We start from the raw sequence: 20,769 nt of genomic DNA, 5'->3' as shown, positions 1-20,769 counted from the left end.
CAGTAAGGCAATTCGGAAGGAAAAGGTTGCCAGCCTGTGCAAACTTGGTTATTTAAAGCAGGGTCACACAAGGCGCACGTAAGCGCCTGTGGCAAGGGGAAAATATCGTGGGGATCGTCACAAAAAGCCAGCCGGCGGTCGTCGGCGTGGATATCAGTTCGACTGCCGTAAAGCTGTTGCAGCTCTCCAAGGCCGGCAACCGCTATCGCGTCGAGCATTACGCGGTCGAGCCGCTGCCGCCCAACGCCGTCGTCGAGAAGAGCATCGTCGAGGTCGAGGCCGTCGGCGAGGCGATCCGTCGCGCCGTCGCGCGTTCGGGCACTCGTGCCAAGCACGCTGCCGCCGCGGTCGCGGGTTCGTCGGTCATCACCAAGGTCATCCCGATGCCGGGCGACCTGGATGAGGACGACCTCGAGTCGCAGGTCGAGCTGGAGGCGGTGAACTACGTCCCGTATCCGATCGAAGAGGTCAACCACGATTTCGAAGTGCTGGGCCCGATGCCCGGCAGCCCGGACATGCTGCAGGTGCTGCTTGCGGCGTCGCGTTCGGAGAACGTCGAAGTGCGCGCCTCGGCGCTGGAGATCGGCGGCCTCACCCCGAAGGTGATGGACGTGGAGGCCTTCGCGCTCGAGAACGCCTTCGCGCTGGTCGCCGACCAGCTCGGCGGTCCGCGCGACGGCCTCATCGCACTGGTCGATTCCGGCGCGACGATGACCACGCTCAATGTCCTGCGCAATGGCCGCAGCCTGTATGCGCGCGAGCAGGTCTTCGGTGGCAAGCAGCTCACAGATGAAGTGATGCGCCGTTACGGCCTGAGCTACGAGGAAGCCGGCCTGGCCAAGCGCCAGGGTGGTCTTCCGGAGAGCTACGAAGCCGAAGTGCTGGAGCCCTTCAAGGAGGCGATGGTCCAGCAGATCAGCCGCCTGCTGCAGTTCTTCTACGCGGGCAGCGAATTCAACCGCGTCGACCAGATCGTCCTGGCCGGCGGCTGCGCGTCCATCGCCGGCATCGCCGAGATGGTCGAGGAACAGCTCGGCGTGCCGACCACCATCGCCAACCCGCTGGCGCACATGACGCTCGGCCCGCGCGTGCAGGCGCATGCGCTGGCGCAGGACGCCCCGGCCCTGATGATCGCCTGCGGCCTGGCCCTGAGGAGCTTCGACTGATGGCACGCATCAACCTCCTCCCGTGGCGCGAAGAGCGCCGCAAGCAGCGGCAGAAGGAAACCGGGCTGATGCTCGGCGCGGCGGCCATCGGCGCGCTGCTCCTGTCGTTCGTGATCGTCAGCTACTACAACGGCCAGATCGACGGCCAGAACGAGCGCAACGCGTTCGTCCAGAGCCAGATCGACGACGTCAAGAAGAAGAACGAGGAAAATCAAGGTCCTCGAAGAGAAGAAGGCCAAGCTGCTCGCACGCAAGGAAGTGATCGAGAAGCTGCAGGCCAACCGCTCGCAGATGGTGCACCTGTTCGATTCGCTGGTGCGCACGATCCCCGACGGTGCGGTGCTGACCTCGATCAAGCAGGACAGCGAGACGCTCACGCTGGAAGGTCGCGCGCAGTCCAACGCCCGCGTCAGTACCTACATGCGCAACCTCGAGGGCTCGGGCTGGATGACCAATCCGGACCTGTCGATCATCGAGGCCAAGGGGGGCGACAAGGGTCTGCCGTACGAGTTCAAGCTGCAGGTCAAGCTCGCCAACCCGAACGCGCCGAAGGATGAGGACGGCGACGGCGTGCCGGATGCGCCCGCCGCGCAGATCGCCCAGTCGGGCGATGCCGCCGCCACCGCGGGCGCGGCTCCGGCCGCTACCCCGCCGGCAGCCACGACTCCGGCTGTCCCGGCCGGTTCCGCCGCGCAGCCTGCCGCCGCGCCTGCTGCTCCGGCCGCAACGCCTGCCACTGCGCCCTCGGCGCCGAATGCCACGCCGGCCCAGGGAGCGGCGTCATGAGCAAGAAGAAACCCATCAAGCTCAACGAGCTGGACTTCAACAACATCGGCGGCTGGCCGCAGCAGGCGAAGATCGGTCTTTGCGGCGTGATCGTCGTGGTGATCGTCGGCTTGGCCTGGTACCTGTTCGTCAGCGACAAGCGCTCCGAGCTGGAACGTCTGGAAGCGCAGGAAGTGAGCCTGCGCGGCGAGTTCGAAACCGAGCAGGGCAAGGCCGCCAACCTGGAGCCGCTGAAGCAGCAGCTCGCGCAGATGGAGCAGCAGCTCCAGCAGATGCTGCGCCAGCTGCCCAGCAAGACCGAGATGCCCGACCTGATCGTCGACATCTCGCAAACCGCGCTGGCCACCGGCATCACGAACGAGTTGTTCCAGCCGGGCGCCGAGGAACCGAAGGAGTTCTACGCCGAGAAGCCGATCATGCTGCGCATGGTGGGTAGCTACCACCAGTTCGGCGGTTTCGTCAGTGGCGTCGCCTCGCTGCCGCGCGTAGTCATCATGACCATGCACGACATCTCGCTGAAGCCGCGCGGCAAGGAAGGCGTGATCACGCCCAACAGTCCGCTGGAACTGGCCGGCACCGTGAAGACCTACCGCTACCTGGACGAAGAGGAAGTCCAGAAGCAGGAAGCCGCTGCGGGTGCAGCTGGCGGCACGAAGGAGGGGACCTGAGATGCGCGCACACCTGATTGACCGCGCCGCACCGCTGCGTGCCCTGACTGCCATCGCCCTGGTGCTCGGCCTGGCCGCGTGCTCGCGCGGCATCACGAGCACGCCCGGCGAAGCGCCGAACCTGGAAAAGTGGATCGCGGAAGTGAAGGCGCGTCCGGCCCCGCCGCTGGATCCGCTGCCGGTGATGCAGCAATTCGAGACGTTCGAATACAACGCCTACGCGTTGCGCGATCCGTTCAGCACGGCCTTCACCGACGAAGGCGGCGGCAACGGTCCGCGTCCGGACGCTGGCCGTCGCAAGCAGACGCTGGAACAGTTCCCGCTCGACAGCCTCGACATGGTTGGCACGCTCGGCAAGGGGAACGGCGTGATCGCGCTGGTGATGGCACCGGACAAGGTGACCTACCGCGTGACGCCGGGGAACTACATGGGGCAAAGCGACGGTCGCGTGACCGGCGTGTTCGAAGACCGCATCGAGCTGGTGGAACTGGTGCCGGATGGCGCGGGTGGATGGTTGGAGCGTCCGGCCACGGTCGCGCTTGAAGATCAATGATTCTTGGGGGAATGCACGATGACCGTTTTTGAACCGGGTAGCTTCAGCGCGCGCGCTGATCGTCGCCCCCTGCTGCGTAGCGGGTCCATTGGCCTGCTGATCGGTGCGATCGCCGCCGTCAGCGCCGTCCACGCCGCCACGCCGGCGCCGGCTGCGCCGACGGCCGTCGCGCCGCCGGCGAGCCTGGATCCGTCCAAGCAACTGCCGGGCACCGTCGAGGTGTCCAACATCGACTTCAAGCGGGGCAGCGACGGTTCCGGCCGCCTGGTCGTGAAGTTCAGCGGCGATGGCGCCGCGCCGGACCTGCGCAACCAGGGCCAGAGCGTGGTGGTCAACGTCGGCAACGCCAAGCTGCCCGACTCGCTGCGCAAGCCGCTGAACGTGGTGGACTTCGCCACGCCGGTGCAGCGCATCGACGCGCGCACCAGCGGTGCCGGCACGCAGCTCGTGCTCGACATGAGCGGCAACTTCGAATCCATGGCGTACCAGACCGGTCGCGAGTACATCGTCGAGATCGTGCCGCGCACCGGTGCCGCCACGGGTCGCGCCGTCGGCCAGTCGACGACGGGCAAGGCCCCGGCGACCGGTGCGCGCAGCTACAGCGGCCGTCCGGTGACGTTCAACTTCCAGGACGTGCCGGTTCGCACGGTGCTGCAGCTGATCGCCGAAGAGTCCGGCCTGAACATCGTGGCCGCCGACACCGTGTCGGGCAACGTCACCCTGCGCCTGATGAACGTGCCGTGGGACCAGGCGCTGGACATCGTCCTGCAGGCCAAGGGCCTGGACAAGCGCCGCAGCGGCAACGTCGTGTGGGTCGCCCCGCAGGCCGAGATCGCCAAGTACGAGCAGGACAAGGAAGACGCCCGCATCGCGCTGGACAACCGCGTCGACCTGACGACGGAATACATCCAGATCAACTACCACAACGCCGCGCAGATCTTCAAAGCGCTGACCGAAGCCAAGGGCATCGGCGGCGGTTCTGGCGGTGGCCAGGGCGGCGGCGGTAGCAACAACAACGACAGCGGCTTCCTGTCGCCGCGCGGCCGCCTGGTCGCCGACGAGCGCACCAACACGCTCATGATCAGCGACATCCCGAAGAAGGTCGCGGAGATGAAGCAGCTGATCCACGTGATCGACCGTCCGGTCGACCAGGTGCTGATCGAAGGCCGCGTGGTCATCGCGCAGGACACCTTCGCACGTGAGCTCGGCGCGCGTTTCGGCATCGCCGGTACGAAGGATGGCAAGTACTTCTTCAACGACACGATCGAGAACAACGACCAGACGCGCGGCTCGCTGGCGGAAGCCGGCCAGTCGGGCGACCTGCCGACCCTGTTCAAGGGCCCGATGAGCAACCTGGGCGTGCTGAACCCGGCCGGCTCGGTGGCGCTGCAGATCCTCAACGCCGGTTATGCGCTCGACATCGAACTGTCGGCAATGCAGGAAGAGGGTCGCGGAGAAGTGATCTCCAATCCGCGCCTGGTCACCAGCAACCAGCGCGAGGCGGTCATCCGCCAGGGCCAGGAAGTGGGCTACGTGACGATCTCGCCGTCGCAGGGCAGCACGACGATCCCGATCCCGAACGTGCAGTTCAAGGACGTGCTGCTGGAGCTGAAGGTCACCCCGACCATCACCCACGACGGCCGCGTGTTCCTGAACATGAACGTCAAGAAGGACGAAGTCGAAGGCTACGTCGACACGTCGATCGGCCAGGTGCCGACCATCGCCAAGCGCGAGGTCAACACCGCCGTGCTGGTCGAGGACGGCCAGACCGTCGTGATCGGTGGCGTCTACGAGTTCCGCGATCGCAGCGACATCTCGAAGGTGCCGTTCCTGGGCGACATCCCCTTCCTGGGCAACCTGTTCAAGAAGAAGGGTCGCAGCAAGGACAAGGCCGAGCTGCTGATCATGGTCACCCCGAAGGTGATGAAGGTCGAACAGCGGGGGTGAGCGCACGCGCTGCGGACCACTGGTCCGCGCGTGCGCGAACGCCCGGCCACGGATGACCGGGCCGGGCGATCCGAAGCTAGAAACCCATCGCCATGGATGGCAGCAGTAGCGCTACAGCATCCGGTGCTACGCGGCACTGCCGCGTGGCCTGACGAACGCCCCGCCGCGGTCGGCAGGGCGATCCGAAGCCAGTCACGCTTCGCCCTGGACGACAGCAGTAGCGCAATAGCATCCGACGCCACGCGCCACGCACGCCAAAGGGCCCCCTCGGGGCCCTTCTGCTTTTCATTGCTGAATGAATGACGCGATGCGTGAACTGCATCGTCCGTCTTCGGTCAAACTGGCCCGGATTCCCCACCGAGACCGCCATGGACCGCCGCAGCGACGATCTGTCCCGCCTGCACGACGCCTTCCGCGCCCTGCGGGACGCCTTATCGGCCGAGATCGTCGGCCAGTCGGCCCTGATCGACCGCCTGCTGATCGCCCTGCTGGCCGACGGCCACCTGCTGGTCGAGGGTGCCCCGGGCCTGGCGAAGACCAGCGCGATCCGCGCCCTCGCATCCCGCCTGGAAGCCGATTTCGCCCGCGTCCAGTTCACGCCCGACCTGCTCCCGGCCGACCTCACCGGCACCGAGGTGTGGCGTCCGCAGGAGGGCCGCTTCGAATTCCAGCCCGGTCCGATCTTCCATCCGATCCTGCTGGCCGACGAAATCAACCGCGCGCCCGCCAAGGTCCAGTCCGCCCTGCTCGAAGCGATGGGCGAGCGGCAGGTGACCGTCGGCCGCGCGACCTACGCGCTGCCGCCGCTGTTCCTGGTGATGGCGACGCAGAACCCGATCGAGCAGGAAGGCACCTTCCCGCTGCCGGAAGCGCAGCTCGACCGCTTCCTGATGTACGTGCGCATCGGGTATCCGCAGGCCGCCGCCGAGACCGAAATCCTCCGGCTCGCCCGCGAGCGCGCACGCCAGGCCACGCAGCAGGTAGCCGCCGCGGTCGAACGCATGCCGATGGACGATGTCTTCGCCGCGCGCAACGCCGTGCTCGACCTGCACCTGGCGCCTGCGGTCGAACGCTACCTGATCGAACTGGTGCTCGCCTCGCGCGATGCCGCGCGCTACGACGTGACACTCGCACGCCGCATCGCCTGGGGCGCCAGCCCACGCGGCTCGATCGCGCTGGAACGCTGCGCGCGTGCTCACGCGTGGCTCGCCGGGCGCGATTTCGTCACGCCCGACGACGTGCGCGCCGTCGCGCCCGACGTGCTGCGCCATCGCATCCTCCCCAGCTACGAAGCCACGGCCGAAGGCTGGGATGGCGAACGCCTGGTCGTCGAGCTGCTCCAGCGCGTCCCGTTGCCGTAAGGCTTCGCGTGACGCGTCGCGCGTCGCTCACTCCAGGTCTGCGCTCCAGCGGTTTCAATCGACCCTGACGTCCAACGCTCCCGAATCGATCGTGTCCACCTCCACGCCAACCCGCGAAGACACCTCCGGCAACGGCGTCGTGCCGACGCTGCCGGAACTGGTCGCGTTGCGGCAGGCCGTCGCAGGGCGACGTCCGGCCCAGCGCGGTCGCTTCGGCGTAAGCGGCCACGCCCTGTCGCCGTTGCGCGGCCGTGGCATGGAATACGCCGAGTCGCGCGAGTACGTGGCCGGCGACGACGCGCGCCACATCGACTGGCGCCTCACCGCGCGCACAGGCCGCGCGCACACCAAGCTCTTCCAGGCCGAGCGCGAGCGCCTGAGCCTGATCGTCGCCGACACCTCGCCCTCGCTCTATTTCGGCACGCGCGTGCGCTTCAAGTCGGTGCAGGCGGCGCGCGCCGGCGCGGTCGCCGCATGGGCCGCAGTGCGCGACGGCGATCGCATCGCCGCGCTGCGCGGCAGCCAGCGCGAAGCGCCGATCCCGCCCGCCGCCGGTCCGCGTGGCGCGTTGCGTGTGCTCGACGCGCTGGTGCGCTGGTATGCGCGTCCGCCGGAGGACGATGCCGGCCTCGGCGTCGCGCTCGATCATGCACAGCGCCTGCTGCGTCCGGGCTCGCGGCTGGTGGTGCTTGCCGATCCGGCGAGCATCGCCGCGCTGCCGGCGCAACGATGGCCCGCGCTCGCGCACCATCACGAAGTGATCGTGCTGCTGCTGACCGACCCGCTGGAAGTCGCGCCGCCCAAGGCGTCGTTGCCGTTCCTCGGCGGCAGCAGCGTCGACATGGCGCGAGATGCACACCGCATCGATGTTGATCTCTCGGTGGCCGCGCAGCGACAGGCGTGGCGCAACGAATTCGGTCGCCCGCTCGAAGCGGCGCTCGCGCAGCTGCCTGCGCGCGGGGTGCGCGTCCAGGCGTTGTCGACGCAGGCCGAGAGCGCATCGTGGCTGCCGCTGCTCGGCCGCAACCGGCCGCTGGTGGCGTGATGGCCGCGCCCGCATCGCTCGTCCTGCGCGACATCCACGCCACGACGGCGCCGTCGTGGTGGCCGCCCGCGCCGGGCTGGTGGATCGTCGCCGGTGTGGTGGTCGCGACGTTCGTTGTCTTCGCGTGGTGGCGTGCGCGCGTGCGCCGTCGGCGTGCCGCTATCGCCGCCTTGTTCGATCGCGAGGTCGATTCGGCATCCACGCCGCCGCAACAGGTCGCGGCGATGTCCGAGCTGCTGCGCCGCGCCGCACGGATGCAGGACGCGCGCGCCGACACGCTGCATGGCGAGGACTGGCTGCGTCATCTCGACGCCGCCGGTCCGAAGCGCAAGCGCAAGGCGCCTGCTCGAACCGATTTTTCCGAAGGCCCCGGCCGGTTGCTGCTCGACGGCGGATTCCGTCGCGATGTGAATCCCGGCGACGTCGCCGTGCTGCGCGCGCTCGCGCGCGAACGCTTCCTGCACTGGATGGGCGCGCCCCGGTGATCGACGCGCTGCTCGCTCCGTTCCTGTCGCTGCACGAGCACTTCGCGTGGCCGTGGATGCTGCTCGCGCTGCCGCTGCCGTGGTTCGCGCGATGGCTGCTGCCCCCGGCGCGTCATGCGTCGTCGGCCGCGTTGCGCGCGCCGTTCGGCGACCGGCTGGATCGCGTTGCGCACGCGGGTGGCCGCACGGCCTTCGGTTCGCGCGCGAACTGGCTCGTGTGGCTGGCGTGGATCGCGCTGTGCGTCGCGGCGGCACGTCCGCAGCAACTCGGCGACGCGGTGCAACCGCCACAGGTGGGCCGCGACCTGATGCTCGCGCTCGACCTCTCCGGCAGCATGCGCGAGCCCGACATGGAACTCGGCGGCAATACCGTCGATCGTCTTACCGCAGCGAAAGCCGTGCTCGCCGACTTCCTGGACCGCCGCCGCGGCGATCGCGTCGGCCTGATCGTGTTCGGTCGTCGCGCGTATGCGTTGACGCCGCTCACGCTCGATCTCGCCTCGGTTCGCCAGCAACTCGAAGACAGCGTGATTGGCCTGGCCGGCCAGGAAACCGCCATCGGCGACACCATCGCGCTGGCGACCAAGCGTCTGCGCGGGCAGCCGGCGGAGCAGCGCGTGCTGGTGCTGCTGACCGACGGCGTGAACACCGCGGGCCTGCTCGAACCGAAGAAGGCGGCCGAAATCGCGAAGGCCGAAGGCGTGCGCATCCACACCATCGCGTTCGGCGGCGAAGGCACGATGTCGCTGTTCGGCCTGCCGGTGCCGATGCCCGGCGCCGGCGACGAGATCGACGAAGCGACGCTGCGCGAGATCGCCAGCAGCACCGGCGGCCGCTTCTTCCGCGCGCGCGACACCGCACAGCTCGCCGGCATCTATGCCGAAATCGACCGGCTCGAACCGATCGAACGCCCCGGGCAGGCAGTGCGCCCGCGCATCGAACGTTATCCGTGGCCGCTCGGCGCAGCGTTCGCGCTGGCGTTGCTCGCGTTCGCCTGGCCGCAGCGGAGGCGCGCATGAACCCCTTCGCCGATCTGTCGCTCGCGTCGCTGCATCTGCTGCGTCCGCAATGGTTGTGGGCGCTGCTCGCGTTGCCGGTGCTGCTCGGTTTGTGGCGCGTGCGGCGACGTCGCGCGAGCGTCTGGCGCGAGAACGTCGATGCCCATCTGCTGCCGCACCTGCTCGTCGAACGCGGCGGTGCGCGCGTTCGCTGGGGCGCATGGGTCGCGGGGCTTGCGTACGTCCTCGCGGTGTTCGCGCTCGCCGGGCCGAGCTGGCGGCAGACGCCGCAACCGCTGTGGCAGAGCCGCACGCCGCTGGTGGTTGCGGTCGATCTCTCTGGCGCCGCGCTTGCAGCCGATCTACCACCGTCGCGACTGGCGCAGTCGCGCGCGAAGCTGTCCACGCTGCTGCGCGAACGCCAGGGCGGACAGGTCGCGCTCGTGGCGTTCGCCGACGATGCGTTCACCGTCGCGCCGCTCACCGAAGACGCCGCCAACGTCGCGCTGTTCCTCGACGCACTGTCGCCCGACGTGATGCCCGTCGACGGCCAGCGCGCCGATCGCGCGATCGAATCTTCGGTGCAGTTGCTGAAGCAGTCCGGCTTCGATCGCGGCCGCATCCTGCTGATGACCGACCACGCTGGCGACGGCGCGAACGATGCCGCCTCGGCTGCGGCGAAGCAGGGTTTCCGCGTGGACGTGCTCGGCGTCGGCGCCGAAGCCGGCGCCCCGTACCGCCGCGGCGACGGCACCTTCGCCAACGCGCGGCTCGACGAAGGCTCGTTGCGCGGTCTCGCCTCCGCCGGCAACGGCAGATACGCGCGCATCGCCAGCGACGACGGCGACCTGCGCGCGCTGGGCGTGCTCGATCCAACCGACACCGAGGACGCCACGCGCGTGGACGGCAAGCGTGGCAGCGCGTGGCAGGACGAGGGTTACTGGCTGCTGCCGCCGTTGATGCTGCTGGCGCTGTTCGCATTCCGGCGCCGCGCGGCGCTGGCGATGATCGCGATGTGCGTGCTGTGGACGCCGGTGAAAGCCGCGGACCTCTGGCGCCGCGCCGACCAGATCGAACACGCGCACATCGCGCAGGGCAACGAGGCGTTCCGGCGCGGCGATTTCAACGCCGCCGCGCAGGCGTACCAGTCGGCCGACAGCGCAGACGCGCACTACAACCGCGGCAACGCGCTGGCGAAAGCCGGCCAGTATCCGCAGGCGATCGCCGCCTACGACGAGGCGCTCAAACGCCAGCCGGACATGCCAGACGCCATCGCCAACAAGCGCGCGGTGCAGGCGGCGATGAAGCGCAAGCCACCGCAGGGCGGTGGCGGGCAGTCGAAGGACCAGGACAAATCCAAGTCCGACCAGAAGCCGCAGTCCGGACAGGGGCAGCAGGGTCCGCAATCGCAGCAGGACAAGTCGCAGCAGTCCGAGCCGCAACCGCGGGATTCGCAGAAGCAGGATCCGGCCGACAAGCCGTCATCGGAAGGCTCGCCGGCGGATGCGCAGAAGCAGCGCGAGGCCGACGCCGCGCAGCGCGAACGCATGCAACGCGCGCTGCAACAGCAAGGTCAGGCGAAGCCGCCGCAGGACGCCCCGTCGCGCAACGAAACGCCGCAGCAGCGCGAACAACGCCTGGCGAACGAAGCGTGGCTGCGCCGCGTGCCGGACGATCCGGGTGGCCTGTTGCGAGAGAAATTCCGCATCGAGTACGAGCGCCGCAACAACAGCGGCGAGGGCAACGAATGAACGTCGCGAGCTTCCCGTTACCGGCTCTCCGGCCCCGCTGGTTCGCGCGCGCGACGCTGTTGCTGCTGCTCGCGCTGGCCAGCATGAACGCCGCGGCGCAGGTGCGCGCGTGGCTCGATCGCGACCGCATCGCCATGGGCGAAACGGTCACGCTCAACATCGAAAGCACCGCCGCGACGACATCGACCGAACCCGACTACGCGCCGCTGCTCACCGATTTCTTCGTCAGCGGGCGCACGAGCCGACGCGAGTTCGTGATGGGCACCGGCGGCAGCACGGTGCGCACGCTGTACGCCGTGGCGCTGCGTCCGCGCCGCGATGGCGTGATCACCGTGCCCGCGCTCAACGTCGGCAGCCTGCGCACGCAGCCGATCCCGCTGACGGTCGCGCCTTCGGCCGCGCCATCGCCGACGCGCACCGAAGACGTGTTCATCGAAAGCGAAGCCGATGACCCCGATCCGTACGTGCAGCAGTCGGTCGGCTGGGTCGTGCGGCTGTATTCGGCGACGCCATTGATTTCGGGACAGCTCGACCAGGACGCGCCCGACGGGGCATCGCTGCAGCGCGTGGGCGACGACGCGCAATACCAGCGCGACATCGGCGGGCGTCGCTATCACGTGGTCGAACGCCGCTTCCTGCTGGTGCCCGAGCGCAGCGGCATGCTGACGGTGCCGCCGGCGCGTTTCGAAGGCCGTGGTGCCGGCGGGTTCTTCGACGACCTGCTCGGCGGCGGTCGCGGCGGCGCGCTCGAAGCACAGGGCACGCCGCGCAAGCTCGACGTCCAACCCGCGCCGGCAAATGCGCCGCAGCCGTGGCTTCCGTTGCAGAACCTGACGCTGCGCTACCAGTCCACGCCGCAGGAACTGCGCGTCGGCAACGCCGCGACGGTGACGGTCGAAGCGCTCGCCGATGGCGCCACCGCCGCGCAGATGCCGGAACTGCAACTGCCGCCAATCGACGGCGTGCAGGTGTTCGCCGAACCGGTGCAGGCCGACGAACGTTTCGTCGACGGGCGCCCGCGGGTGAAGCTCACGCGGCGCTTCTCGCTCGTGCCGGCGCGCGAGGGCAAGGCGAGCATGGCCGGCCTGCAACTGCGCTGGTGGGACGTACGCGCCGGGCAGGCGCAGACGTCGAACCTGCCACCGCTGTCATGGACGGTGTTGCCGGGCACCCCCGCCAATGCGGGCAACGGCTCGCCGGGCGCGGCGCCGTCGCCCTCGGGAACGATTTCGACAACGCCGGGCGGCACGGACACGTCGGGCACCGCCGCGCGCTTCACCGATCTGGGCGGCGCGAACCGGGCCTGGGTGCTCGTCGCGCTGCTGTTCGCGGCGCTGTGGCTCGTCACGCTGGTGTGGGGCCTGCATCGCGGCGACGCGGCGAAGGTCGCGCCCAAAGCGCAGGGCGACGCGCCCGCGCCACCGGCGGCCGGCGGGCATGTCGACCTCAAGCGACTGATCGACCGCGGCGACCTCGGCGACGTGGCCGACGCCCTGTGCGCGATGGCCCATCCGTCCGCGCGCGACCTGGACGAAGTCCGCGCCCGCCTGGCGGACACCGACCAGCGCGAGGCCGTGGACGAACTCCAGCGCGCCCGCTGGGGCGGCGGCAGCGCAGTCACCGCGCGCGAGGCGCTGCGTCGCGCCTTCGCCAAGGGGCCGACCTGGCGCTCCGTACCCACCCGGACGGCGTCGCCGCTGCCACCGCTGTACCCGGGCGGCGGGCCGCAGCAGGAAGGCTGAGGCGCCGAGCTGGTGTAATCTCGCCGGCTGATTTTGCCGACGAGACGCGCCGAATGAGCCACATCGCCCTGCCCGAAGCCCGCATGCCGGCGAAGGGGATGCCCCTCCACATCAAGGTGCTGCTGGGCTTCATCGCAGGCGCGGTGCTGGGCCTGTTCGCGCACTTCATCGCGCCGGGCTCGCCCTTCGTGCTCGGCGCGGTGAGCTACGTCGCGCAGCCGATCGGCCAGATCTTCCTCGCGCTGCTCTTCATGCTCGTGCTGCCGCTGATGTTCTCGGCGCTGGTGCTGGGCGTGGCGGAACTGGGCGACGTCGCGAGCCTCGGCCGACTGGGCTGGCGCACGCTGATCTACACCGCGGTGGTCACGCTCATCGCGGTCGCCATCGGCCTGGTGATGGTGAACCTCATCGCGCCGGGCCAGGGGCTGGATCGCGGCATGCTCGACCAGGCGATGGCGCAGGGCGCGCAGAAGGCGGGCGAGATCGCCGCCACCGGCCAGCAGCTGGACTTCATGAAGATGCTGCTGGGCATCGTGCCGAAGAACGTGCTCGCTGCCGCGGTTGACGACAAGCAGAAGCTCGGCGTGATGTTCTTCGCGCTCATGCTCGGCATCGGCCTGGTGATGACGCCGAGCCCGCACACGCAGGCGTTCAAGAATGCGGTGCAGGGCCTGTTCGAAATCTGCATGCGCCTGATCGGCATGATCATCAAGCTCGCGCCGTACGCGGTGGCGTGCCTGATGTTCGCGCTGTGCGCGCAGTTCGGCTGGGAACTGCTGCTGGTGCTGGGCAAGTTCGCGCTGACCGTGGTGCTGGCGATCGCCGTGCACATGTTCATCGTGCTGCCGCTGTGGGTGAAGTTCGCCGGCGGCATGAGTCCGCGCGCGTTCTTCCGCGGCAGCCAGGAAGCGCTGCTGACCGCGTTCGCAACCGCGTCCTCGACCGGCACGCTGCCGGTGACCCTGCGCGTGGCCGAGCAGAACCTGAAGCTGCCGCGCAAGGTCGCGCGCTTCGTGCTGACCGTCGGTGCGTCGGCGAACCACCACGGCACCGCGCTGTTCGAAGGCATCACGGTGCTGTTCCTCGCGCAGGCGTTCGGCGTCGAACTGACGCTGATGCACCAGGTGATGGTGCTGGGCCTGTGCCTGCTCGGCGGCATCGGCACCGCGGGCGTCCCGGCCGGTTCGTTGCCGGTGATCGCCATGATCTGCGCCGTGCTCGGCATCCCGGCCGAAGGCGTCGGCATCATCCTCGGCGTCGATCGCTTCCTCGACATGTGCCGCACCGCGCTCAACGTCACCGGCGATCTCGCGACCGCCGTCGTCGTGGCGAACCGCAGCGGCGACGTGGCCGAAAGCGAGGTCGTGATGCCGGCCGACACCGCGCCGGAAGCTGCCGGCTGACGCGCATCGCCGCCGGCATCGCCCGGCGGCATCGGCAGTGCGTGCGCGATCCGTGCATCGCGCATGCCCAATCGGGCGTCGCACGCGAAGTGAGGGATGAAGACGCCCTCCACGCCGGTTTCTGCATCATGCTGGATTCCCGCCGCAGCGTGGAGTTCCGGGATGACGCCCGAACGCGACCGCGACACGAACACGAAAGGCACCGATAACGGCCGGATGCCGCTCCACTGGAAGATGGCGATCGGTTTCGTCGCCGGCCTGGTCCTCGGGCTCATCGTGCATTCCACCGTCGGCGCCGACGCCCCGTGGGTGCAGTGGATCACCAGCAACGTCACCACGCCGGCAGGCACGCTGTTCCTGCGGCTGATCTTCATGCTCGTCATCCCGCTGCTGTTCTCTGCACTGGTGATGGGCGTGGCCGAAATGGGCGACGTCCGATCGCTCGGCCGCATCGGCTGGCGCACGCTGGCCTATACGATCGTCGTGTCGGGCATCGCGGTGGTCCTCGGCCTGGTGCTGGTCAACTGGCTGCAGCCGGGCGCGGGCGTCGATCCGGCGCGCGCGCAGGCGCTGCTCAACGAAGGCGCCGAACGCGCCAGCGCCATCGTCGGCAGCGCCAGCGATCAGCCCAAGGGGCTGGACATGCTGGTGTCCATCGTCCCCGACAACGTGGTGAAGGCCGCCGCCGACAACACCATCCTCGCGGTGATGTTCTTCGCGCTGATGCTCGGCATCGGGCTCGTGCTCACGCGCACGAAGGCGACCGAAACGCTGCAACGCGGCATCGAAGGCCTGTTCGACGTGTCGATGACGCTGATCGGGCTGGTCATCCGACTGGCGCCGTACGCGGTCTTCTGCTTCATGTTCAACCTCGCCGCGCTGTTCGGCTGGGAACTGCTGCGCAGTCTGGGCGCGTACGTCGGCGTGGTCGTGCTCGCGCTGGCGCTGCACCAGTTCGTCGTCTATTCGCTGGTGCTGAAGTTCGCCGCCGGCTACTCGCCGGTGCGATTCTTCCGCGGCGTGCAGGAGGCGATGGTGATGGCGTTTTCCACGGCGTCGTCGAACGCGACGTTGCCGACGTCGCTGCGCGTGGCCGACGAGAAGCTCGGCCTGCCCAGTCGCGTATCGCGCTTCGTGCTGACCGTCGGCGCCACGGCGAACCAGAACGGCACGGCGCTGTTCGAAGGCGTCACCGTGCTGTTCCTCGCGCAGTTCTTCGGCGTGGAGCTGACGCTCGCGCAGCAGTTCACGGTGATGTTCGTCTGCATCCTCGGCGGCATCGGCACCGCGGGCGTGCCGGCCGGTTCGCTGCCGGTCGTCGCGCTGATCTGCGGCATGGTCGGCGTGCCGCCGGAAGGCATCGGCCTGATCCTGGGCGTCGACCGCTTCCTCGACATGTGCCGCACCACGCTCAACGTGACCGGCGACCTCATGCTGGCCACCGTGGTGTCGAAGGGCGAACCGGACGGGCCGGGAGCGCTGGAAGACGCCTGATCGGGGCGAAGGCCGGGGCGACATCCCCGGCCCGGGGTGTGACAATGGGCGTCCGCCGGCCGGGCAGCGCGCCCGGAGCCCCGCGCGGCCTCCTCCCGCAGCCGAAGACCGCCCGACGCCATGACGACGCCCAGCCGCCGCGACCTCGCCAACGCCATCCGATTCCTCGCCATCGACGCGGTGCAGGCCGCCAATTCCGGCCATCCGGGCATGCCGATGGGCATGGCGGACATCGCCGAGGTGCTCTGGAACGACTACCTGCGCCACAACCCGGCCAATCCGGACTGGTTCAACCGCGACCACTTCGTGCTGTCCAACGGCCACGGCTCGATGCTGCAGTACGCGCTGCTGCACCTGTCCGGTTACGACCTGCCGATCGAGGAGCTGAAGAACTTCCGCCAGCTGCATTCGAAGACGCCGGGCCACCCGGAAAACTTCATGACGCCCGGCATCGAGACCACCACCGGTCCGCTCGGCCAGGGCTTCGCCAACTCGGTCGGCATGGCGCTGGCCGAGAAGCTGCTCTCGCAGCGCTTCAACAAGCCGGACTTCTCCGTGGTCGACAGCCGTACCTGGGTGTTCATGGGCGACGGCTGCCTGATGGAAGGCATCTCGCACGAAGCGGCCTCGCTCGCAGGCACCTGGGGCCTGCACAAGCTCGTGGCCTTCTGGGACGACAACAAGATCTCCATCGACGGCAACACCGACGGCTGGTTCACCGACGACACGCCGAAGCGTTTCGAAGCCTATGGCTGGAACGTGATCCGCGGCGTCGACGGGCATGACGCGGAGAAGATCAAGGCCGCCATCGAGCAGGCGCTGAAGTCGACCGACAAGCCGACGCTGATCTGCTGCCGGACCACCATTGGTTTTGGTTCGCCGAACAAGGCCGGCAAGGAGTCCTCGCACGGCGCCGCGCTGGGCAAGGACGAAGTGGCCGCCACGCGCGCGGCGCTCAACTGGAACTACGGCGAGTTCGAGATCCCGCAGGAGATCTACGACGGTTGGCGCAAGCGCGACCACGCCGGCGAAGAGAAGGCCTGGAACAAGCTGTTCGACGCGTACGCCAAGCAGTTCCCGGAACTCGCCGCCGAACTGACGCGCCGTTCGCGCGGCCAACTGCCGGACGGCTTCGTCAAGGCGGCCGACGAGTACATCGCCAAGCTGCAGGCCGACGGCCCGACCATCGCCTCGCGCAAGGCGTCGCAGATGGCTATTGAAACCTTCGCGCCGCTGCTGCCGGAGCTGATCGGCGGTTCGGCCGACCTCGCGCATTCCAACCTGACCCTGTGGAAGGGCAGCAAATCCGTCGCGACCGACGATCCGAACGCGAACTACGTCTACTACGGCGTGCGCGAGTTCGGCATGACGGCGATCAGCAACGGCCTGGGGCTGCACGAGTGCTTCATCCCGTTCGACGCGACCTTCCTGGTGTTCAGCGATTACGCGCGCAACGCCGTGCGCATGAGCGCGCTGATGGGCTCGCACGCGATCCACGTCTACACGCACGACTCCATCGGCCTGGGCGAGGACGGCCCGACGCACCAGCCGATCGAGCACATCGCCTCGCTGCGCTACATCCCGCACAACGACGTGTGGCGCCCGTGCGACGCGGTGGAATCGGCGGCGTGCTGGAAGGCCGCGATCCTGCGCAACGACGGCCCGAGCTGCCTGATCTTCTCGCGCCAGAACCTCGCGCACCAGCAGCGCAGCGCGCAGCAGGTCGCGGACATCGAGCGCGGCGGTTACGTGCTGAAGGATTCGGTCGGCGCACCGGAGCTGATCATCATCGCGACCGGTTCGGAAGTCGGCCTGGCCATGGATGCCGCCAAGCAGCTCGGCGACCAGGTGCGCGTGGTGTCGATGCCGTCGACGACGGTGTTCGATCGCCAGGACCCGGCGTACCGCGAATCGGTCCTGCCGAAGGCCTGCCGCAAGCGCGTGGCGATCGAAGCCGGCGTCACCGATTTCTGGCGCAAGTACGTGGGCCTGGACGGCGCGGTGATCGGCATCGACGAGTTCGGCGCCTCGGCCCCGGCCGAGCAGCTGTTCCCGTACTTCGGCTTCACGGTCGAGAAGGTGGTCGAGGCGGCGCGTTCGCTTTGATTCGTGATTCGTGATTCGTGATTCGTGATTCGTGATTCGTGATTCGAAAGAAGCGGCTTCGGCCGCTTCTTTCGTTTGACGTGGGGGCTTCCAGAACGGACCGCTCCTGCGGTTGGGCACCTCCGCACCGGCGCACATCTCCATCGTCATTCCCGCGAAAGCGGGAATCCAGCGCGGTTCCACGCTTTGCCTGATGCGCGTCGCCTTCGGATCGGCGAAATGCGAACGCATGAAAAGTCCATGGATTCCCGCCTTCGCGGGAATGACGAGAAGGAGAATGGCAGTCGTACATGCCCTGCGGCGCGGCGCGACTAACCCCGCCCGCTCTCCACCAGCGCCAGCGACACCAGCCTCGCTTCCAGTCGCTCGCCAAACCCCCGCGGCGACGCAAGATCCATGCGTTCAAGCGCCTCGCGATCGAGCGCCTTCGCGCCCAATGCGCGCCATACCGTGCGCAGCTTCGCGCCGCGCGTCGCGGTGTTCGACTTCAGCCAGGCCAAGGCCTTCACCAGCCGCTGCTCGACCGGCGTGAAATCGCTGCCCAGCGGGTAGTCCGGCAGCGCGCCGCTCGTGTGGAACGGACGCAGCGCCGCAGCCAGGCGTTCGGGCGTGTTGCGCGACGCGGCCGGGGGCAAGGCGAAATCCGCGCGCAGCTTGCCTTCGCGCCTGGCCACATCGATCAGACCTTGCTGGAAACGCACATCGGCGATGGCCACCATCGCCATCACGCAATCCTCGTCGCAACGTCCGCGGATGTCGGCGATCCCGTACTCGCTGATGTACACGTCGCGCAGGTGGCGCGGGATCGTCGTGTGCCCGTAGTTCCATACGACATTCGACGTGACGCGGCCCCCGGATTCGCGCACCGAACGCACCATCAGCACCGAGCGCGCGTCCGGCAGCGCGTGCGCCATCGCCACGAAGTTGTACTGTCCGCCGACGCCGGACACGACGCGTCCGTCTTCCAGTGCGTCCGACGTCGCGGCGCCGAGCGCGGTGGCCATCATGCAGGTGTTGAAGAAGCGTGCGTCGCGACGTTGCAGGCGCTCCAGTTCGATGTCGCCGACCAGGTCGTTCACTTCACCAACGCGACGCATGCCGATCGCGCGGCGCGTGTCCGGCGGCAGGTCGCGCATCCACGCGTAGAACTCCGGCGAGCCAAGATAGAACGCGCCGTGCAGGAATTCGCCCTGCTGTTCGAGCAGCGCCAGGTCGTGCGCGCTCGGGCCGCCGCGTTCGATGCGCTGCATCGCCGCCAGATCGTCCACCACGCGACGCTTGATCACGCCCACTTCGACGAGGCGGCGGAAGCCTTCGTTGATCATTTCGCTGCAGCCGTACAGGCCGCGCTCGAAGGGCGACAGCGTGTCGTCATCCGCACGCGGCGAGCCGAGTGCGCGCAACACGTCGCGATACGCCTCGTTGTCGACGTGACGCAGCACGAGCGCATGACAGAGCGCGTCGGCAAGGGCGCCGATGCCGATCTGCAGGGTGCCGCCGTCGACCACCAGCGTGCTCGCGTGGAAGCCGATGGCGTAGTCGGCGTCGGTGACCGGCTGGCGCGGCAGGCCGAACAACCGGGGATACGGGCCCGGCGGCGTCACGATCGCGTCGAAGTAGTCCGGCGCGACCGTCGCGCTGCCACCGAGCCACGGCAGGCGCGGATCGACTTCGGCGATCAGCAGCGGGCGCGGCAACCCGCGCGCCACGACGGCATCGACCGCGTCGAAGGTCAGGTCGGTGTTGCACGACAGCGACAGGCGCGAACCGTCGGGCGAGCGCGCCACCTTCTGCACGATCGCATTGAGTCCGCGGTCGGCGAGCGCGCGGGCGACGTGCGTGTAGTTCAGGCTCGCGTAACGGCGCTGCACCCGGCACGGAGTTCAGCATCGCGCCCGATTGCAGGTAGAACTCCTCGATTTCGACATGCGCCGGCAGTGCGTTGCGCTTGAGCGCCTGCACGTACGCCAGTCGCGGGAAATCCGCGCCGAAATGACGCTCGACGAACGGCTTCACGAAGCGGCCTTCGAGTCCCTTTCCGCCGCCGGGCGGATCGAGCGACAGCGCGGTGTACAGGTGCAGCGGGCGCGAGGTGTCGTTCTCGACGCGCGCATACAGCGCGTTGAGGAGCCGGTGCGGCTTGCCGAGGCCAAGCGGCGCGCCGATGTGCAGCGGGCCGGCGATGCGCTTGAGCAGGAAATCGGCCGCGGTATCGACCGAATCGAAGGTGAGGGGAGCGGGGCGGGGTTCCATGGCGGAAGCCTAACGTGATCGACGCGCTTCCGGATCGCTCAGATCCGGTCGATGGGGATCCGGAGGTAGCGAATGCCGTTGGTGTCCGGCGGCGGCAGCGCGCCCGCCCGGATGTTGGTTTGCACAGCCGGGAGGATCAGCGCCGGCATCGCCAGCGTCGCATCGCGCGCCGTGCGCTGCGCGACGTAATCGTCCTCCGGAACTCCATCGCGCACGTGGATGTTCTCGCGACGTTGCGCGCCGATCGTGGTCTCGCACGCGACCTCGCGCCCGCCCGGGCCGTAGTCGTGGCAGACGAACACGCGCGTGTCGTCGGGGAGCGAGTCGAACAGCCGGCGGATCGACCGGAACAGCGTGCGCGCATCGCCGCCGGGGAAGTCGCAACGCGCCGTGCCACTGTCGGGCATGAACAGCGAGTCGCCGGTGAACAGCGCATCGCCGACCAGGTAGGCGCAGCTGTCGCTGGTGTGGCCGGGCACGGCGATGACGCGCGCGTCGATGGTGCCGATGCGGAACGTGTCGCCGTCGGCGAACAGGCGGTCGAACTGTGAGCCGTCGGTGCGGAAGCTGTCGTCGAGGTTGAACACCGGTGCGAAGGATTTCTGCACGTCGACGATGTCCGCACCGATGGCGACCTGCGCATCCGGCCATTGCGACTTGAGCCACTGCGCGGCGCTCAGGTGATCGGCATGCGCGTGCGTTTCCAGGATCCACTGCACATCGAGGCCGCGTTCGCGTGCGGCGTCGACGACCTTCTGTGCCGACGTGGTCGACGTGCGCGCGGCCTTCGCGTCGAAATCGAGCACGGGATCGATGATGGCCGCGGCGACGCCAGACGGATCGCGGACCAGGTACGTCCACGTGTTGCTGTCGGCGTGGAAGAACGGCTGGATGTCGGGCTTCATCGCGATCTCCGCGCGGGGCCGGACGCCCCGCGGCGCCAATCTAGCGGATCGCCGCGACCGTTGTGATGCGGCCTCGTTAAGACCGCCGAGACCAGGCCGGCGCGAG

The 20,769-nt window shown here is 68.7% G+C and carries 14 protein-coding genes and 2 pseudogenes; 14 read left to right on the top strand and 2 right to left on the bottom strand.

From position 1 onward, the window contains the following. Nucleotides 1-107 precede the first annotated feature (107 nt). The 14 genes and pseudogenes from ABIE51_RS17185 (at nt 108) to tkt (ending at nt 17,505) form a co-directional block, all read left to right on the top strand. Entirely contained in the window at nt 108-1,166 is a 1,059-nt protein-coding gene (locus ABIE51_RS17185; RefSeq protein ID WP_115844053.1) for a pilus assembly protein PilM, read from the top strand. Beyond that, a pseudogene (locus tag ABIE51_RS17180) lies at nt 1,166-1,952 on the top strand (PilN domain-containing protein). The gene ABIE51_RS17185 and the pseudogene ABIE51_RS17180 overlap by 1 nt, the downstream one beginning before the upstream one ends. Continuing rightward, nucleotides 1,949-2,620: a type IV pilus inner membrane component PilO gene (locus tag ABIE51_RS17175; protein ID WP_192631584.1), complete on the top strand. Its 672-nt coding sequence runs from the start codon at nt 1,949-1,951 to the stop codon at nt 2,618-2,620. The pseudogene ABIE51_RS17180 and the gene ABIE51_RS17175 overlap by 4 nt, the downstream one beginning before the upstream one ends. A 1-nt stretch (nt 2,621) precedes the next feature. Then, entirely contained in the window at nt 2,622-3,173 is a 552-nt protein-coding gene (locus ABIE51_RS17170) for a pilus assembly protein PilP (RefSeq protein ID WP_192631583.1), read from the top strand. Between the two features lie 18 nt (nt 3,174-3,191). Continuing rightward, nucleotides 3,192-5,120 carry a type IV pilus secretin PilQ gene (locus ABIE51_RS17165; RefSeq protein ID WP_192631582.1) on the top strand — a complete coding sequence of 643 codons (1,929 nt, stop codon included), beginning with the start codon at nt 3,192-3,194 and terminating at the stop codon, nt 5,118-5,120. Between the two features lie 368 nt (nt 5,121-5,488). Then, nucleotides 5,489-6,481 carry an AAA family ATPase gene (locus tag ABIE51_RS17160; protein WP_192631581.1) on the top strand — a complete coding sequence of 331 codons (993 nt, stop codon included), beginning with the start codon at nt 5,489-5,491 and terminating at the stop codon, nt 6,479-6,481. A gap of 64 nt (nt 6,482-6,545) precedes the next feature. After that, nucleotides 6,546-7,526 carry a DUF58 domain-containing protein gene (locus tag ABIE51_RS17155; RefSeq protein ID WP_502913339.1) on the top strand — a complete coding sequence of 327 codons (981 nt, stop codon included), beginning with the start codon at nt 6,546-6,548 and terminating at the stop codon, nt 7,524-7,526. Continuing rightward, complete coding sequence (locus tag ABIE51_RS17150) at nt 7,526-8,011, top strand: DUF4381 domain-containing protein (RefSeq protein WP_192631579.1); 486 nt, start codon at nt 7,526-7,528, stop codon at nt 8,009-8,011. The genes ABIE51_RS17155 and ABIE51_RS17150 overlap by 1 nt, the downstream gene beginning before the upstream one ends. Nucleotides 8,012-8,067: 56 nt before the next feature. Then, nucleotides 8,068-9,030: a vWA domain-containing protein gene (locus tag ABIE51_RS17145; protein WP_192631760.1), complete on the top strand. Its 963-nt coding sequence runs from the start codon at nt 8,068-8,070 to the stop codon at nt 9,028-9,030. Next, nucleotides 9,027-10,760 carry a VWA domain-containing protein gene (locus ABIE51_RS17140; RefSeq protein WP_192631578.1) on the top strand — a complete coding sequence of 578 codons (1,734 nt, stop codon included), beginning with the start codon at nt 9,027-9,029 and terminating at the stop codon, nt 10,758-10,760. The genes ABIE51_RS17145 and ABIE51_RS17140 overlap by 4 nt, the downstream gene beginning before the upstream one ends. Next, nucleotides 10,757-12,502 carry a BatD family protein gene (locus ABIE51_RS17135; RefSeq protein ID WP_192631577.1) on the top strand — a complete coding sequence of 582 codons (1,746 nt, stop codon included), beginning with the start codon at nt 10,757-10,759 and terminating at the stop codon, nt 12,500-12,502. Before ABIE51_RS17140 ends, ABIE51_RS17135 begins: the two co-directional genes overlap by 4 nt. Nucleotides 12,503-12,555: 53 nt before the next feature. Then, entirely contained in the window at nt 12,556-13,905 is a 1,350-nt protein-coding gene (locus ABIE51_RS17130; protein ID WP_354504590.1) for a dicarboxylate/amino acid:cation symporter, read from the top strand. 162 nt (nt 13,906-14,067) lie between these two features. Beyond that, nucleotides 14,068-15,399 carry a dicarboxylate/amino acid:cation symporter gene (locus tag ABIE51_RS17125; RefSeq protein WP_354504588.1) on the top strand — a complete coding sequence of 444 codons (1,332 nt, stop codon included), beginning with the start codon at nt 14,068-14,070 and terminating at the stop codon, nt 15,397-15,399. 120 nt (nt 15,400-15,519) lie between these two features. Further along, entirely contained in the window at nt 15,520-17,505 is a 1,986-nt protein-coding gene (gene tkt / locus ABIE51_RS17120; protein WP_192631576.1) for a transketolase, read from the top strand. Nucleotides 17,506-17,816: 311 nt separating this feature from the next. On the opposite strand, the pseudogene ABIE51_RS17115 reads toward tkt, so the two are convergent. After that, a pseudogene (locus ABIE51_RS17115) lies at nt 17,817-19,758 on the bottom strand (acetyl-CoA hydrolase/transferase C-terminal domain-containing protein). 38 nt (nt 19,759-19,796) lie between these two features. Further along, on the bottom strand, nt 19,797-20,663 hold the full coding sequence (locus tag ABIE51_RS17110) for an MBL fold metallo-hydrolase (protein WP_192631574.1): 867 nt from the start codon (nt 20,661-20,663) through the stop codon (nt 19,797-19,799). Nucleotides 20,664-20,769: the final 106 nt, after the last annotated feature.

Origin of the sequence: Lysobacter sp. OAE881 (genome assembly GCF_040546665.1) — a bacterium.
GTDB lineage: Bacteria > Pseudomonadota > Gammaproteobacteria > Xanthomonadales > Xanthomonadaceae > Lysobacter_J > Lysobacter_J soli.
The sequence above is the reverse complement of the archived record's forward strand: the minus strand, read 5'-3'. Positions and strand labels throughout refer to the sequence as shown.